Here is a 15281-nt window from a genome sequence, read left to right as displayed (position 1 = left end):
TGTTTTTAGGATTGAGAAAGCACGAAGTGCGAAACAATCCGTAAATATCATTATACAATAAAAGTAAATGTTTTAGGATTGTGAGAGCACTAAGTGCAAAACAATCCGTAAATATCATTATACGGTATACGGAGGAAATGTAAATGCCATTTTGCCCAAAATGTAAATACGAATTTGTAGATGGAATAAAAAAATGCAACGAATGTGGTTGCGATTTAGTAGACAACTTAGATGATATAACTAATGAGTCTGATGAAGAAATTATGGATAATGAGAATATAATTAATGCTGAATTAGAGAATGCTAATTTAGGCGAAACATATGAATCTTTAGAGGATGGAAATGTATCAGTTGACAAAGAAGATGAAGAAAGCAGATTTATTAGTTCTGCAAAGACATATCAGAAATTATCAGATAAATATGAAGATGTAAAGTCATCAGCATATACATTGATTTTAGTTGGTGGAGTTGGACTTTTTGTTATGATTCTTCAATGGATTAATGTTATTAAATTTCCAATATCAAGTCAGACTAAATGGTTGTTTAATTCTGTTTTAGGAGGAATGTTTATAATATTCCTTGCTGCCGGAATTGTATCATTTATGCATGCTAAAAAAGTTAAAATTGAGGCTGACATTGAGGATAAACTTATAAATAAAATTAATCAATTTGCAAAAGAAAACATAACAAAAGAAATAATTGATAAAGAAGTACCACAGGATGATCATGTAGAAATATTATTTTTCAACCGTGCTGAGGTAATAAAAAACATATTGATGCATGAATTTGAGGATGCTGATGAGGCATTGATAGATGAACTTATTGAGAATATATATCAGAGTATATATGAAGAATAAATATAAAATAAAAGCTCTTGCATTAATAGATATAAAATGCAAGAGCTTTTTTATGCTTAGTACTAATAATAGATAGTGAAAAATAGGATAATATATGAAGAGAATGTATACGTAATATAGTTAATTTAGAGGAGAAAAATAAAATGAGTGAAATTAAAAAAATTGCAGTTTTAACAAGTGGAGGAGATGCACCGGGAATGAATTCAGCTATAAGAGCAGTTGTATTTAGTGCGGCGCGTTTTGGAATAGAAGTAGTTGGAATTTTTAGAGGATACGAAGGACTTATAGATTGGGAAACTATAAAATTAGAGCCTGATGATGTTAGAAATATAAACAATCGGGGAGGCACTATTTTATACACAAGCAGAAGCGAAAGATTTTTAGATGAAAAATTTAGAAAACAGGCCGCAGATAATTTGAGAAAAAATAATGTTGATGCTGTTGTGGCAATCGGCGGAGATGGAACTTTAAGGGGTGCAATTGATTTTGAAAAAGAAGGAATAAACATTGCTTGTATTCCAGGAACAATTGATAGAGATGTTTCATGTAGTGAATATACGTTAGGATTTGATACTGCTGCAAATACTGCGACAGAAGCAATTGATAAAATCCGCGATTCATCTATTTCGCATGGTAGATGTAGCGTTGTAGAAGTAATGGGAAGAAAACGCGGATATATCGCTTTGTGGGCAGGAATGGCAACATCAGCCGATGCTATTATTTTACCTGAAAAATGGGATGGCAATTATGATAATGTAACAGATGCAATAAAGAGACGACATGAAGATGGAAGAAACAGTTATTTAGTTGTGGTTGCTGAAGGCGTAACAGATGCGAATGAACTTGCTGATTTAATAAAGAAAAAAACGGGTATTGAATCAAGAGTTTCAGTATTAGGATATATCCAGCGTGGTGGACAACCATCAGCTAAGGATAGAATGTATGGTTCATTAATGGGGGCTTATGCCGTGGAAATATTGATGAATGGCAATAAGAACAGAATTGTTGCTATAAAAGATGATAAGCTTATAGACTATTCAATAAATGAAGCTTTAAATATTCAGAATAGTCAGATTGATTCATTTCAGTACAAATTAAGTTTATTGTTATCAGATTAGACTCTCAGATTAGACAAATTAATTTATAGATTATAAAAATGCGTAGTGTAAATTAAGCACTACGCATTTTGTTAATTGTACGCCCTGCGACGCACGTTTCAAACCGTATAATATGAAACAATCTCTAGAGGGTACTTGTTTAGTTTAGAAAATATAACAAGATAAATGATGCAATATTTAATTTAATAGCAATTATAATACATTGTTCCAGGTTTTAAGTTCTTTTTATTTAATTTGAATAATTCACTGACAGTTACAAGTTCATAGCCTTTTTTGTTTAATTCGGGCAAAGCTTTAATGAATCCGTCTACAGATGTAGGATGTGAGTCGTGAAGAAGAATTATTTCTCCTTTGTCAGCGCTTTTAATAATTTCTTTATATACATAGTTAACATTTCTATTTTTCCAGTCCAGAGTATCTACAGACCAGTAAATCATAGGAACATCTGCAAGTTTTGATACAGTGTCATTAAAACTTCCATATGGAGGTCTTATAAGTGTAGGATAGATTCCGATTGCAGATTTAACCACAGATTTAGTTTTGTTAAATTCAGATTTAATATCTGATTCTGATAAACTGGTTAATTTAGCATGGTCATATGAATGACTTCCGATTTCATTTCCGTTGTTAAAAGATTCTTTTAAAACAGATTTTTTAGCAGTTACATACTGACCAACAACAAAAAATGTTGAATTATAATTATATTTTTTTAGCGAATCAACTAATTTTTTTGTGTATGGACTTGGACCGTCATCAAATGTTACAGCCATATATTTAAAATTTCCGACAACAACCTTGCATTTGGCTTTAACTTTTTTGGACTTAGACATACAGTAAACATATGTAGTGCCCTTTTTCTTTCCTGTAACAACGCCTTTTTTGTTGACTTTAGCAATAGATGGATTTTTGCTAACCCAGATTATGCCTTCTTTTTTCTTGTCAGTATAAAGTGCTTTAAGACTACGGGAATCCTTTTTGTTTAATCTTAAAACAGTTTTGTTAAGTGAAATTTTTTTTATCGTAGATTTAATTTTAGGCTTTTTCTTAACTATAGTAGTGTCTGTAGGTGTATTTGTAGTAGATGCTACAGTAGTGTCTGTAGTTGAAATAACCGTTGTTGATGTTTCAGGTATAACTGCAGAAGTAGTAATTTCCTCAGCCATTGTTATAGTGGAACATATAAAAATTCCAAGTGCTGTTAAACATAATGTTTTTAAAAACTTTTTTTTCATAAAAATCTCCATTCCATTGCAAGTAATAAATGTAATCCTAATAAAGGATTATACTAATCAGATGCAAAAAATAAATTTATATATATATAACATAAATCCATTTTAAAGTCCAAATTAAAAAAAGTAAATAGCATAATTGTGGCATGTCCTCATATAATTCAATATGGGAAATGAAAGAAAGAATGTATTAGAGTATTTGCCACAAAAAATAGCCTCAGAAATAAAAAATAAAGTGCCTGATATAGAGCAAATATTGGAAATTAGAATAAGGGTAAATAAACCGATTTGCGTTAGGACAATAAAAAAAGAATATGTAATCGATGAAATTAAAATTGAAAATACAGATATGAATCGGATATTTAACATAATTACGGAATTCTCTACATACGCATATGAAAATTCAATAAAAAAAGGATTTATTACCGTAAAAGGTGGGCATCGAATTGGAATTTGTGGTGAAGCAGTTTATGAAAATAATGAAATTAAATATATAAATAATGTATCGTATTTAAATTTCAGGTCTGCAAAAGAAATTATTGGATGTGCAAACGATTTATATGAAAAAATATATAAAAATAACATATTTAAAAATACTTTAATTATATCAGAGCCCGGAAAAGGAAAAACAACATTACTTAGGGACATTATAAGGCTTTTAAGTGATAAAGGTAAGTTCAATATATCTGTAATTGATGAGCGAAGCGAAATTGCGGCAAGTTATAAAGGAATGACTACAAATGATTTGGGAATAAGAACAGATGTTATGACTGCATTTGAGAAAAAAGATGGAATAGTCATGGCAATACGTGCAATGGCTCCCGACATAATTGCTGTTGATGAGATTGGAAATAAAGAAGATATAGAAGGTTTATATTTTGCTAAGCAAAGTGGGGTTGGTGTTATTGCTACAGCACATGGTAGCAATGTAAATGAAAAAGTGACAAAATATAAGGATTTGTTTAAAAAATATATTTATATAGAAGAGATTGGAGAATATGAATGTATATAAAGTTTATTGGAGCAGCATTTTTAATTGTAGCGGGTTGCATGTCGGGCAAAGAGATTAGTTCGAATTATTTAAATCGACTAAGGCAGCTTGAGGAAATAAAGAAAACAATTATTTTTATTTGTGGAGAAATTAAATATAACAATTCGAATCTGGATTATGTTTTTACAAAAATCTCCAAAAATTCCAAAGAATTTATAAAGGAATTTTTGGAAAGTGTAGTTAAGGATTTGAATGGAAATACTGAAAGAGAAATAACAGATGTATGGTGCGAAAATGTAGAAAAAGAAATTAAGACAAAAACCAGTCTTGAAGCATCTGATTTAAATGATTTAAAGGATATGGGAAATTTGCTTGGAATAACGGACAAGGATACTCAGATAAATAATATGAATCTATATTTAGAAAAAATCCAATTGCAAATAGACAAGCTTGAAAAAGAAAAGGATGAGAAATGTAGACTTTATAAAACAGTAGCCTCGATGTTTGGTTTACTTATTGTTATAACGATAATTTAATGGTGATGCTATGGATATAAGTATAATTTTTAAAATTGCTGCAGTTGGAATAATTGTTTCAGTAATAGGACAAATATTAAAACACAGCGGAAGGGAGGAACAGGCTTTTTTAACAAGTCTTGCAGGATTAATACTGGTTCTTATGTGGATAATTCCTTATATATATGAGCTTTTTAATACTATAAAAAACCTGTTCGAATTATAAATGTTTACCGTTGGAGTTTTAGGAATAATAATAGTTATTCTGGCCCTGCAGTTAAAAAATATTAAAAGTGAATATAGTGTTGTAATTATGATTGTCGGCTGTGTAATTATATTTTTTTATTCTATTTCAGGAATAATTAAAGTTGTTGAAATATTGAAAAAAATAATTAATGATACCGGCATAAATGACGAGCAAATTATAATTCTTCTCAAAATAATGGGAATATCTTACATTGCCGAGTTTGTATCAGATATTGCTAAAGATAGCGGATATAGCGCATTGTCAAATCAAATCCAAATTTATGGGAAAATTACAATTCTTGTAGTAAGTGTTCCAATATTAGAATCGTTAATTAATTGTATAAATGGGTTGCTGTTATGAAAAGAATAATATTAGTTTCAATAATTGTAGGAATAATTTGCTGTAAAAGCGTTTATGCAAATGAATTTGAATCAAATACATATATTACACTTGATGATTTCGATTTAAAAGAAACACAAAATGTTATGCAGAGTGAAAAGTATTCCATTGATATAGATGAACTGTTACAGGAAATTTCTAAGGGAAATGTAATGGCTGCGGTAAATATAATTATCGATAATGTAAGAGATAAATTGGAAAATCAGTTTAATGATATAAAACAGGTAATAATTACTATCATATTTACAACAGTATTTGCGGCATTGATTGTTAATTTCTCGTATTCATCATCTAAAAATGGCGTTAATGAAATGGCATTTTATGCTTGCTATGTTTTGCAGATTTCTACACTAATGTATATTTTTCAAATTGCAATGGAAATTGGAGAAAAACTTGTTTTGTTTATATTACAGCTTATGGGTGCAATAATTCCTACATATTTGCTGGCGGTTGGAATTACAAGTCAGGCAACAGCACTTGGTTTCAATAGTCTTATTATGACACTTATAGCAGTAATAGAGGCTGTCATACTGAATATTGTATTTCCTATGCTTAAAGTATATATGGCAATATCCATGGTTAATTCAATTTCAAAAGAAGATCTTTTGTCAGGTATGGCAGATTTGATAAAAAAAGCAATTAATTTTATTTATAAGATTATATTAGGGACAGTTACCGGACTTAATTTGATTCAAAGTCTGATTCTGCCGACAACAGATTTAGCAAAAAATAATATAGCAAAGAAAATTATTTCAAATGTACCGATAGTTGGAAATGGGACTGACGCAGTAGCACAGATAATATTGAGTTCAGTAGGAATAATAAAAAACAGTATCGGGGTTCTTGCAATAATATTGATTGTATTTGTGTGCATTGTTCCAATGGTGAAAATGACTGCATATTCAGCTGTAGTTCAGATAAGTGGTGCAGTATTACAACCAATTGCAGATAAAAGAATATTGAATTGTATTAAGCAGACAAGTGAAGGAATAAAACTATTAAACAGAGGAATAAGTGTTGTTGGCTTTTTATTTATTATTACAATTGCAATAATTTGTATTTCTACCGGCAATGGAGGATAAGGATGTTTGAAGAATTAGCAGGATATATAAAAGGGATAGTTTTTTTTAGTCTTTTTGCAAATCTGATTTTAGATTTTATGCCAAACATAAACTATAAAAAATACATAAAAGTTTTAATTGGAATATTACTTATAATAGTTATTCTAAAACCTATTTTAAATTTTGATTTTTTGTTAAATGAAATTAATGACAAAGTGGATGATGTTTCATTTGAATTAAATAATGATTTACAGGTTGATGAAAAAATAAATGAAATGGAAACAAAAATTTATGAAAGAATTCTAGAAGGAGAGAACTTTGAAAGATGATTTATTTTCGCAGTTGTATGAAAATATAAAAAAAATAGGACTTACAAAATGGATAATGCTTGGAATAGCAGGAGTATTATTGATTGCAAGTTCTTATTTAAAAAAAGATGAAGTAAATGAAAATAAAGCAAGGTATAGTCAGTATGAAGAAAAAAATACATTTAATCAGAAATACGAATATAAAGATGAGATTGAAAAAGAAGTTGAAGAACTTGTTAAAAACATAAAGGGGGTGAATAAGGCAAAAGTGATGATTACTTTAAAATCATCAGAAGAAAGAATCGTTAAAGAAGACAATGAAGTTGTTGTTGAAAATGATGAAAGGGAAACAAACAAAACGGGCAAAGAAAGTAAAAAAAACAACACAGTAATAGTAGATGGAGAGAATGGAGAACAGCCATATGTAGTCAAAGAATTATATCCGCAGGTTGAAGGTGTGGCAGTGTGTATCAAAGGAAATTTTGATAGTGAAATAAAAAATAATATTATTAGTATAATTCAGGCATTATTTGATATTGAATCACATAAAATATCGGTAACAGAAATGAAATGATAGGAGGAATCATGAAAAAAATATTTAAAAAGAATCAGATAATAGTAACAGTTTTGGCAATACTAATTGTAATTGCAGGATACCTTAAGTATACGGATGCAAATTTTAATAACAAAAACAAAGAAGTTACAAATGAAATATATGAGTCTACATATGGAACTGATGACATATTAAGTAATGGAGAAATTGCAAGCCTCGATGAAAATGAAACAGGTGAAGCAGTGGAAGAAACAACACTTCAGCCGGGAGAAGCTGTAATGACCAGTTCGAAGCTTACGGATTTTATCATTCAGGCACGTATAGACAGAGAACAAATCCGCTCAAAAAACAAAGAAACATTATTAAAAGTTATAAATGACGAAACAGTAAGTGAAAAAGAAAAAACAAGTGCAGTAGAAGCAATGGTTGAGATTACTAAAAGTAGTGAGTTGGAAAATACAATAGAAACATTGCTTGAGGCAAAAGGCTTTTCAAATGTAATTGTAACGGTTTCGGATAACCAGGTAGATGTAATTATAGATGAACAGGAAATAACAGACCAGAAGAGGGCACAAATAGAGGAAACGATTAAAAGAAAAACAGATATTAGCGCAGATAAAATTGTAATAACCCCTGCGCATAAGTAAGTAAATTAAGTTGTAAAAATACTGCCGCAATGATATACTTATACGTGACAAGCACAAAGATGAAATAATTAGGAGGCTTTAAATGGAAGAAAAGAGAACTACTTATACTATATATGAAGGTGGAGAAGTTGGAGAAGTTGAAATCAATGATGATGTAATCGCAGTGATTGCAGCTGTTGCAGCAATGGAAGTTGAAGGAGTAGCTTCGATGGCAGGCAATATAACAGCTGATATAGTTGCTAAACTTGGAATGAAGAAACTTTCAAAGGGAGTAAAGGTTACAGTATCAGAAAACAGCATGGTTATCGACTTATCATTAAACCTGGAATATGGAACAAATATTTTAGAAGCTTCTAAAGCAGTTCAGAGTAAGGTTAAAAGCTCTGTAGAGAATATGACAGGATTGAATGTCGATGTAGTCAATGTCAACATCGCAAGTGTAGAAGTAAAATAATAATACCTTAAAAGCGGGTGTCATTTATGACACCCTTTTTTGGGATATAGATTGATGATTGTATGACATGATATGATTTATATAGATATACTAGTTGGGTTATGAAAATATTCGCTTAGTAATTAAAACTTAGGAGGCAGATATGAATAGAACGGAAATAAGAGAAAACACATTTAAATTACTTTTTTGTAAAGAATTTCATAGTAAAGAAGAAATGGGAGAACAATATAAACTTTATATGGAATCTTTAGAAGATGAAGAAAGAGAAAAGACTAATAAGATTATTAGTGAAGATAGTGTAGAAGAATTAATTCCATTTGAAGATAAAGAATATATAGTAGAGAGAGTTAACAAAATAATTGATGCAATTCCTGAAATTGATAAAGCAATTGATGAAGTCGCAGTAGGTTGGAAGACTGACAGAATGGGAAAAGTTGAATTGTCTATATTAAGACTTGCATATTATGAAATGGCTATGGATGATGAAGTTCCGGGAAAAGTTGCAGTTGATCAGGCTGTTATATTAGCAAAGAAATATGGAAGTGATAATGCACCTGCATTTATTAATGGAATTTTAGCTAAGTTATTTCAGGAGTAAATAATGAAATCAGTATATTCAGTATCTCAGGTAAACTCTTACATTAAAAATATGTTTACTCAGGATTTTGTTTTGAACAGTATATATATAAAAGGTGAAGTAAGTAATTGTAAATATCATACGTCAGGTCATATTTATTTTTCGCTAAAAGATAAAGGTGGTGTTATTTCCGGTGTAATGTTTGCAGGTAACAGAGGTGGACTTAATTTTACATTAAAAGAAGGACAAGATGTTATTGTTCTTGGAAGTGTTTCAGTATATGAAAAAAGTGGATCATATCAGGTATATGCAAAACAGATAATGCTAGATGGAGCAGGACAACTTTATCAGAAATACGAAGAATTAAAGAAAGAATTAGAAGAAATGGGCATGTTTGACATTATGTACAAACAGCCTATTCCTAAATATGCCACAAAAATCGGAATATGCACAGCAAGTACAGGAGCAGCTATTCAGGATATAAGAAATATATCTTCAAGACGTAATCCATATGTTCAATTATATTTATATCCGGCAATCGTACAAGGCGAGAATGCAGTTGCAAGCATTGTACAAGGACTTAGGTATTTAGATGAAATGGACATGGATGTTATAATTGTAGGACGTGGTGGTGGTTCTATAGAAGATTTATGGGCGTTTAATGAAGAAGCAGTTGCAAGAACAATTTTTAATATGAAAACGCCGGTAATATCAGCTGTTGGGCATGAAACAGATACTACAATAGCTGATTATGTAGCTGATTTGCGAGCACCAACACCATCAGCAGCTGCAGAATTAGCTGTTTTTGATTACAATGAATTTAAAAATAAGTTATTCCAATATAAAAGAACTCTTGAAAATAAACTTGAAAGAGAAATTCAAAAGAATAGAATTTTAGTTAAAAATTATGAGGCAAGAGTAAATTATGCAAGTCCTAAAAATCAACTGTTAACAAAGAAACAATACGTAGATGAACTTTTTACTAAAATGGAGAATTTATTTAAAAATAAATTAACAAATGATAAACATACTTTGGGAATTTTAGCAGAACGTTTAAATGGTTTATCACCATTAAATAAATTATCTAATGGATATGCGTATATAACTGATGATAATTTGCATACTATTACTTCTGTCGGACAGATTGATGTAGGAGAAAAGGTATTGTTAAATCTTAAAGATGGAAAAGTAACAAGTGTCGTAGAAAAAATTGAAAAAGGGAGTTTATAAATGAGTAAGGCAAGTACAATCGAAGAAAATTTTACTAAACTCGAAGAAATAATTGAAAAAATGGAGTCAGAAGATGTTACATTAGAAACATCTTTTGATTTATATTCAAAAGGATTAAAATTAATAAAAGACTGTAATGATAAGATAGATAAAGTTGAAAAGGAAATGAAAGTGATTGAAGGTGGTAGTGAAGATGAATAATTATGCTGAACAGAAAAAAACTGAAATTTCCAAAATTGAAGATATTATTAAACAGTATTGCCCTAAAGAAGAAGGACTTCAGAAAATAATTTTTGAAGCAATGAATTATAGTGTTGAAGCTGGAGGAAAGCGCCTTCGTCCAATGCTTATTTTAGAATCATGCAGACTATTTGGTGGAAATGATGAAGAAGCGTATCCGTTTATGGCTGCAATGGAAATGATTCATACATATTCATTGGTGCATGATGATCTTCCAGCAATGGATAATGACGAATACAGACGTGGAAAAAAGACAACACATATAGCGTTTGGTGAGGATATGGCTATTTTAGCAGGAGATGCCTTGTTAAATTATGCTTTTGAAATTATGTCTGAAGCTGTTGTTAACAGCAAGCAGCCTGAAAAAATGGCAAAAGCCATGAGCACAATCGCTAAAAAAGCAGGTGTTTATGGGATGATTGGCGGACAGACAGTAGATGTTTTAAATGAAGACAGACCAATGAATATATATACTATTAATTTTATATATAAGTTGAAAACTTCAGCTTTAATAGAGGCGTCTATGATGACAGGTGCAATACTCGGAAATGCAACCGATGATGATATCAAAAAAATGGAACAGATTGCAAGAAATGTGGGACTTGCATTTCAGATTCAGGATGATATTTTAGACGTTACAAGTACAACTGAAGAATTAGGAAAACCGGTTCTTAGCGATGAGAAGAATCACAAAACAACTTATGTGACTTTAATGGGAATTGATGACGCAAAGAAAAAAGTTGAAGATTATTCTAATGATGCATTAAATTTATTAGATGAATTAAATTATAAAAACGAGTTCTTGAATAATCTTATTAATGAATTGATAAACAGAAAGAAATAGATATGAGCAAATATGTATACTTAGATGAAATAAACAATATAAATGATATAAAAAAGATACCACACGATAAGTATCCGGTTTTGGCTCAGGAGATAAGAAATTTTCTTGTAGAAAATGTAAGTAAGACAGGTGGACATTTAGCTTCTAATTTAGGAGTAGTAGAGTTGACGATGGCATTGCATCTTGTTTTAAATCTTCCTAAGGATAAGATAGTGTGGGATGTAGGACATCAGGCATATACACATAAAATTCTTACGGGCAGAAAAGATGATTTTACTACATTAAGATGCTTTGAAGGATTAAGTGGATTTCCAAAGAGAAATGAAAGTGAAGCGGATTCATTTGATACAGGACATAGTTCAACATCAATTTCAGCTGCATTAGGAATTGCAACAGCAAATAAATTAAATGGTAATGATGACAAGGTAGTAGCTGTAATCGGAGACGGTGCACTTACAGGTGGACTTGCTTTTGAGGCTTTAAATAATGTTGCTGCATTAAAAAGAAATTTTGTTATTATTTTAAATGACAATAATATGTCTATAGCTGAAAATGTAGGTGGAATGTCAAAATACTTAAATAAAATACGAGTTGGCGAACATTATAATGAATTTAAAGTTGACGTTGAACATTTACTTAAAGGTATTCCAAAAATTGGTGATATTTTAAGTGCCGGAGTAAAAAGGGTTAAGGATAACTTTAAACAGTTCTTTGTACATGCCAAATTTTTTGACGATATGGGTGTAACTTATATAGGACCTGTAGATGGACATAATATAGATGAACTAATTAGAATTACAGAGGATGCATTAAAAATTGAACATCCTGTATTAATTCATGTACTTACCAAAAAAGGAAAAGGCTATTTGCCGGCAGAAAATAATCCTACTAAATTTCATGGAATTGATTCATTTGATGTTAAAACAGGTGAAAAAATTAATGAGAGCAATGTAAAAACATATACAGATATATTTTCAGATAAGATATTAGAATTAGGCAATGAAAATAAAAATATAGTTGCAATAACTGCTGCAATGCCGGATGGAACAGGCTTGAAAAAATTTGGTGATAAATATCCAGATAAATTTTTTGATGTAGGAATAGCAGAAGAACATGCTGTTACTTTTGCAGCCGGTTTAGCAGCAAATGGCAAGAAACCGTTTATATCAATTTATTCATCGTTTTATCAAAGGGCATATGATCAGATAATACATGATGTATGTTTGCAAAACTTACCGGTTACATTCATTGTCGACAGAGCAGGGTTGGTTGGAAAAGACGGTGAAACTCATCAGGGAATATTTGATATATCATTTTTCTCAAATATTCCTAACATGACCATAATTGCTCCTAAAAATGGAAGAGAATTAGAAAAAGCATTGGAATTTGCTCAAAAATATAATGGACCGATAGCAATTAGATTTTCGAGAGGTAAAGCAAGTAATGTATTTGAAAATTTGAATAATGAACTTGTTATGGGCAAAAGCGAAACGTTAATAGAAGGAAAACACGTTGCAATAATTGCGGTTGGAAATATTATTGAAGAAACGTATAATGCAGTGAAAAGTCTTAATGCTAAAGGGTATAAACCAACTCTTATTAATGCACTATTTTTAAAACCGTTTGATAAAGAAATGATAGATTCTATAGCTAAAAAATATAAATATATAGTTACTATAGAAGAAGGAATAAGACATGGTGGTTATGGTGAAGCAGTTATATCTTATATGGCTGACAAAAACTATAAAAATGATGTTATGAATTTAGCTATAGAGGATGAATTTGTAGAGCAGGGAACTGTAGAAGAATTGAGAAAAAAATTGCAGTTAGATGCAGACAGTATATGTGAAAGGATTTTAAATTTCATAAAATGAAAGAAAGATTAGATGTTTTATTAGTTAAAAGAGGTTTAGCAGAATCAAGAGAAAAGGCAAAGGCAATTATAATGAGTGGAATTGTTTTTGTCGATAATGAAAGAGAAGATAAAGCCGGTACATTTTTTAAAGATACAGTTAATATTGAAGTTCGTGGTAAAACCTTGAAATATGTTAGCCGTGGAGGACTTAAACTTGAAAAAGCAATGGACAAGTTTGGAGTTACTTTAGATAAAAAAATATGTATGGATGTAGGGGCTTCTACAGGTGGCTTTACAGACTGCATGCTTCAAAATGGGGCTGTAAAAGTTTATTCTGTTGATGTTGGACATGGTCAGCTTGCATGGAAACTTGTTCAGGATGAAAGAGTTGTATGCATGGATAAAACAAATATAAGATATGTTACAAGAGATGATATAGATGATGTTATAGAATTTGCATCGATAGATGTATCATTTATATCTTTGACAAAAGTTTTACTGCCTGTAAGAGAACTTTTAACTGATGATGGTGAAATAGTATGTTTAATAAAGCCTCAGTTTGAAGCAGGAAGAGAAAAAGTAGGGAAAAAGGGTGTTGTTCGAGATAAAAATGTACATATCGAAGTAATAAATAATGTAATAGAGTATGCAAAAAGTATTAATTTAAAAATTTTAAATTTAGATTTTTCCCCTGTAAAAGGACCGGAAGGTAATATTGAATATTTATTGTATTTAAAGAAAAAATTAAATGAAAATGAAGAAGATGTCGAAATTACCGTTAAAGATGTAGTTGAAAATTCCCATAAGGAATTGGACAAATAAATTTGGAGTAAATAAATGAAAAATTTTTGCATAATTACAAATAATAATAAAGATAAAGATTATGTTTTATCAAAAAAAATCGAAGGCTTTATTACTGAAAAAGGCGGAACGTGCTTTATTTCTGAAAATTCAGATTTAACAGATGAAAAATACAATTACACAAATCCGGATAAGATGCCTGAAAATCTTGAGTGTGTCATTACAATTGGTGGTGATGGAACGCTTTTACAGGCAGCACAGGATTTGATGTCAAAAGATATTGTGTTTTTGGGGATTAATAAAGGAACTTTAGGTTTTTTAGCAGAAGTCAGTGTTGAAGATATAGAAGATGCATTATATAGATTGCTTATGGATGATTTTAAAATTGAATCACGAATGATGTTGAAGGGAACAATAATAAGAAATGATAAAGAAATATATTCAGCATCTGTATTAAATGATATTGTAATTCATAGAGGTGCAGACATTAGAATTTCTGATTTTTATGTTCATGTAAATAATCAGTTACTTGGTAAATTTCAGGCTGATGGCATAATTTTATCAACACCTACAGGGTCTACGGCTTATAATTTATCGGCAGGAGGACCTATTGCAAGACCTAATTCAAATTTAATTATTCTTACACCAATTTGTGCTCACTCAATAGGACAGAGAAGTATAGTGTTATCAGATGAAGATAAGATAGAAGTTACAATAGGTACATGTAAGAACCCAAAAGGAGAATTTAGAAGAATTTCTTTTGACGGAGATAATATAGTTGAGGTTGAATCAGGAGATGTTATAGCAATTGAAAAGTCACAGGTTTCAACAAAATTAGTGAAGCTTGATGATAGCAGTTTTTTACAGACAGTAAAGAAAAAAATGGGAGATAAATAGTGAAAGTTCAAAGACAGCGAAAAATTGTAGAGTTAATAACTGAAAAAGACATTGAAACACAGGAAGAATTGGCAAAATGTCTTGTTGATGAGGGTTATGCCGTAACGCAGGCAACTGTTTCAAGAGATATAAGAGAACTTAACCTTACTAAGGTATCTATTAATGGTGGAAAACAAAAATATGTATTACCTCACAGTAAAAACATGACTATTAACAGCAAATATATAAGGGTTTTAAAAGATGGAATACTTTCCATGACATGTGCAGGAAATCTTCTGGTAGTACGAACTGTTGCAGGGATGGCAATGGCTGTAGCTGCTGCTATTGATGCAATTAATATGAAGGAAGTTGCAGGATGTATTGCTGGAGATGATACAATTATGTGTGCGATAAGAGATGCACACGATACTGAAAATGTAAAAAAACATTTAGAAAGTTTTATTATATAATGGCTAATT

The 15281-nt window shown here is 30.5% G+C and carries 20 protein-coding genes; 19 read left to right on the top strand and 1 reads right to left on the bottom strand.

The window, feature by feature from the left end; all coding sequences use genetic code 11:
* The first annotated feature begins 143 nt into the window (after positions 1 to 143).
* Positions 144 to 857 carry a hypothetical protein gene (locus DWX29_RS02975; RefSeq protein WP_118565141.1) on the top strand — a complete coding sequence of 238 codons (714 nt, stop codon included), beginning with the start codon at positions 144 to 146 and terminating at the stop codon, positions 855 to 857.
* A 143-nt stretch (positions 858 to 1000) separates the two neighbouring features.
* A complete protein-coding gene (locus tag DWX29_RS02970) occupies positions 1001 to 1975 on the top strand; it encodes an ATP-dependent 6-phosphofructokinase (protein ID WP_022089012.1) in 975 nt (324 codons plus the stop codon).
* Between the two features lie 182 nt (positions 1976 to 2157).
* Here DWX29_RS02970 and DWX29_RS02965 read toward each other — a convergent pair whose 3' ends face one another.
* Complete coding sequence (locus DWX29_RS02965; RefSeq protein WP_022089013.1) at positions 2158 to 3207, bottom strand: polysaccharide deacetylase family protein; 1050 nt, start codon at positions 3205 to 3207, stop codon at positions 2158 to 2160.
* Between the two features lie 163 nt (positions 3208 to 3370).
* Here DWX29_RS02965 and DWX29_RS02960 point away from each other — a divergent pair, with 163 nt between their 5' ends.
* From DWX29_RS02960 to argR, 17 genes are all read left to right on the top strand, one after another.
* Complete coding sequence (locus DWX29_RS02960) at positions 3371 to 4216, top strand: ATPase, T2SS/T4P/T4SS family (RefSeq protein WP_022089014.1); 846 nt, start codon at positions 3371 to 3373, stop codon at positions 4214 to 4216.
* Positions 4207 to 4731: a stage III sporulation protein AB gene (locus DWX29_RS02955; protein WP_118565139.1), complete on the top strand. Its 525-nt coding sequence runs from the start codon at positions 4207 to 4209 to the stop codon at positions 4729 to 4731. Before DWX29_RS02960 ends, DWX29_RS02955 begins: the two co-directional genes overlap by 10 nt.
* 10 nt (positions 4732 to 4741) lie before the next feature.
* Positions 4742 to 4936: a stage III sporulation protein AC gene (gene spoIIIAC / locus DWX29_RS02950; RefSeq protein ID WP_117910187.1), complete on the top strand. Its 195-nt coding sequence runs from the start codon at positions 4742 to 4744 to the stop codon at positions 4934 to 4936.
* A complete protein-coding gene (locus DWX29_RS02945) occupies positions 4937 to 5317 on the top strand; it encodes a SpoIIIAC/SpoIIIAD family protein (RefSeq protein ID WP_022089016.1) in 381 nt (126 codons plus the stop codon).
* Positions 5314 to 6438, top strand: a complete 1125-nt coding sequence (locus DWX29_RS02940; protein WP_022089017.1) for a stage III sporulation protein AE — start codon at positions 5314 to 5316, stop codon at positions 6436 to 6438. The genes DWX29_RS02945 and DWX29_RS02940 overlap by 4 nt, the downstream gene beginning before the upstream one ends.
* A gap of 2 nt (positions 6439 to 6440) precedes the next feature.
* Positions 6441 to 6746 carry a stage III sporulation protein AF gene (locus DWX29_RS02935; RefSeq protein WP_022089018.1) on the top strand — a complete coding sequence of 102 codons (306 nt, stop codon included), beginning with the start codon at positions 6441 to 6443 and terminating at the stop codon, positions 6744 to 6746.
* A complete protein-coding gene (locus DWX29_RS02930; RefSeq protein WP_022089019.1) occupies positions 6736 to 7299 on the top strand; it encodes a stage III sporulation protein AG in 564 nt (187 codons plus the stop codon). The genes DWX29_RS02935 and DWX29_RS02930 overlap by 11 nt, the downstream gene beginning before the upstream one ends.
* A gap of 11 nt (positions 7300 to 7310) precedes the next feature.
* Positions 7311 to 7925, top strand: coding sequence for a SpoIIIAH-like family protein (locus DWX29_RS02925; RefSeq protein ID WP_158574484.1), 615 nt, complete (start codon positions 7311 to 7313; stop codon positions 7923 to 7925).
* A gap of 82 nt (positions 7926 to 8007) precedes the next feature.
* Entirely contained in the window at positions 8008 to 8379 is a 372-nt protein-coding gene (locus DWX29_RS02920) for an Asp23/Gls24 family envelope stress response protein (protein WP_022089021.1), read from the top strand.
* A 142-nt stretch (positions 8380 to 8521) separates the two neighbouring features.
* Positions 8522 to 8977 carry a transcription antitermination factor NusB gene (gene nusB, locus DWX29_RS02915; protein WP_022089022.1) on the top strand — a complete coding sequence of 152 codons (456 nt, stop codon included), beginning with the start codon at positions 8522 to 8524 and terminating at the stop codon, positions 8975 to 8977.
* Positions 8978 to 8980: 3 nt separating this feature from the next.
* A complete protein-coding gene (xseA, locus tag DWX29_RS02910) occupies positions 8981 to 10186 on the top strand; it encodes an exodeoxyribonuclease VII large subunit (RefSeq protein ID WP_199663671.1) in 1206 nt (401 codons plus the stop codon).
* Positions 10187 to 10387: an exodeoxyribonuclease VII small subunit gene (gene xseB, locus DWX29_RS02905; protein WP_022089024.1), complete on the top strand. Its 201-nt coding sequence runs from the start codon at positions 10187 to 10189 to the stop codon at positions 10385 to 10387.
* Positions 10380 to 11270 (top strand): polyprenyl synthetase family protein, encoded by an 891-nt coding sequence (locus DWX29_RS02900; protein WP_118565136.1) that lies wholly within the window; start codon positions 10380 to 10382, stop codon positions 11268 to 11270. The genes xseB and DWX29_RS02900 overlap by 8 nt, the downstream gene beginning before the upstream one ends.
* 2 nt (positions 11271 to 11272) lie before the next feature.
* The gene (gene dxs / locus DWX29_RS02895; RefSeq protein ID WP_118565135.1) at positions 11273 to 13144 is read left to right on the top strand and encodes a 1-deoxy-D-xylulose-5-phosphate synthase; all 1872 of its coding nucleotides are present in this window, start codon (positions 11273 to 11275) and stop codon (positions 13142 to 13144) included.
* Positions 13141 to 13947: a TlyA family RNA methyltransferase gene (locus tag DWX29_RS02890; RefSeq protein WP_118565134.1), complete on the top strand. Its 807-nt coding sequence runs from the start codon at positions 13141 to 13143 to the stop codon at positions 13945 to 13947. The genes dxs and DWX29_RS02890 overlap by 4 nt, the downstream gene beginning before the upstream one ends.
* Before the next feature lie 15 nt (positions 13948 to 13962).
* Positions 13963 to 14823 carry an NAD(+)/NADH kinase gene (locus tag DWX29_RS02885; protein ID WP_022089028.1) on the top strand — a complete coding sequence of 287 codons (861 nt, stop codon included), beginning with the start codon at positions 13963 to 13965 and terminating at the stop codon, positions 14821 to 14823.
* Entirely contained in the window at positions 14823 to 15272 is a 450-nt protein-coding gene (gene argR / locus DWX29_RS02880; protein WP_117910192.1) for an arginine repressor, read from the top strand. Before DWX29_RS02885 ends, argR begins: the two co-directional genes overlap by 1 nt.
* Positions 15273 to 15281: the final 9 nt, after the last annotated feature.

The sequence above is a fragment of the Eubacterium sp. AF19-12LB genome, from assembly GCF_003479125.1.
GTDB lineage: Bacteria > Bacillota > Clostridia > Lachnospirales > Lachnospiraceae > Eubacterium_U > Eubacterium_U album.
This window is presented reverse-complemented; position numbering and strand designations above follow the sequence as displayed.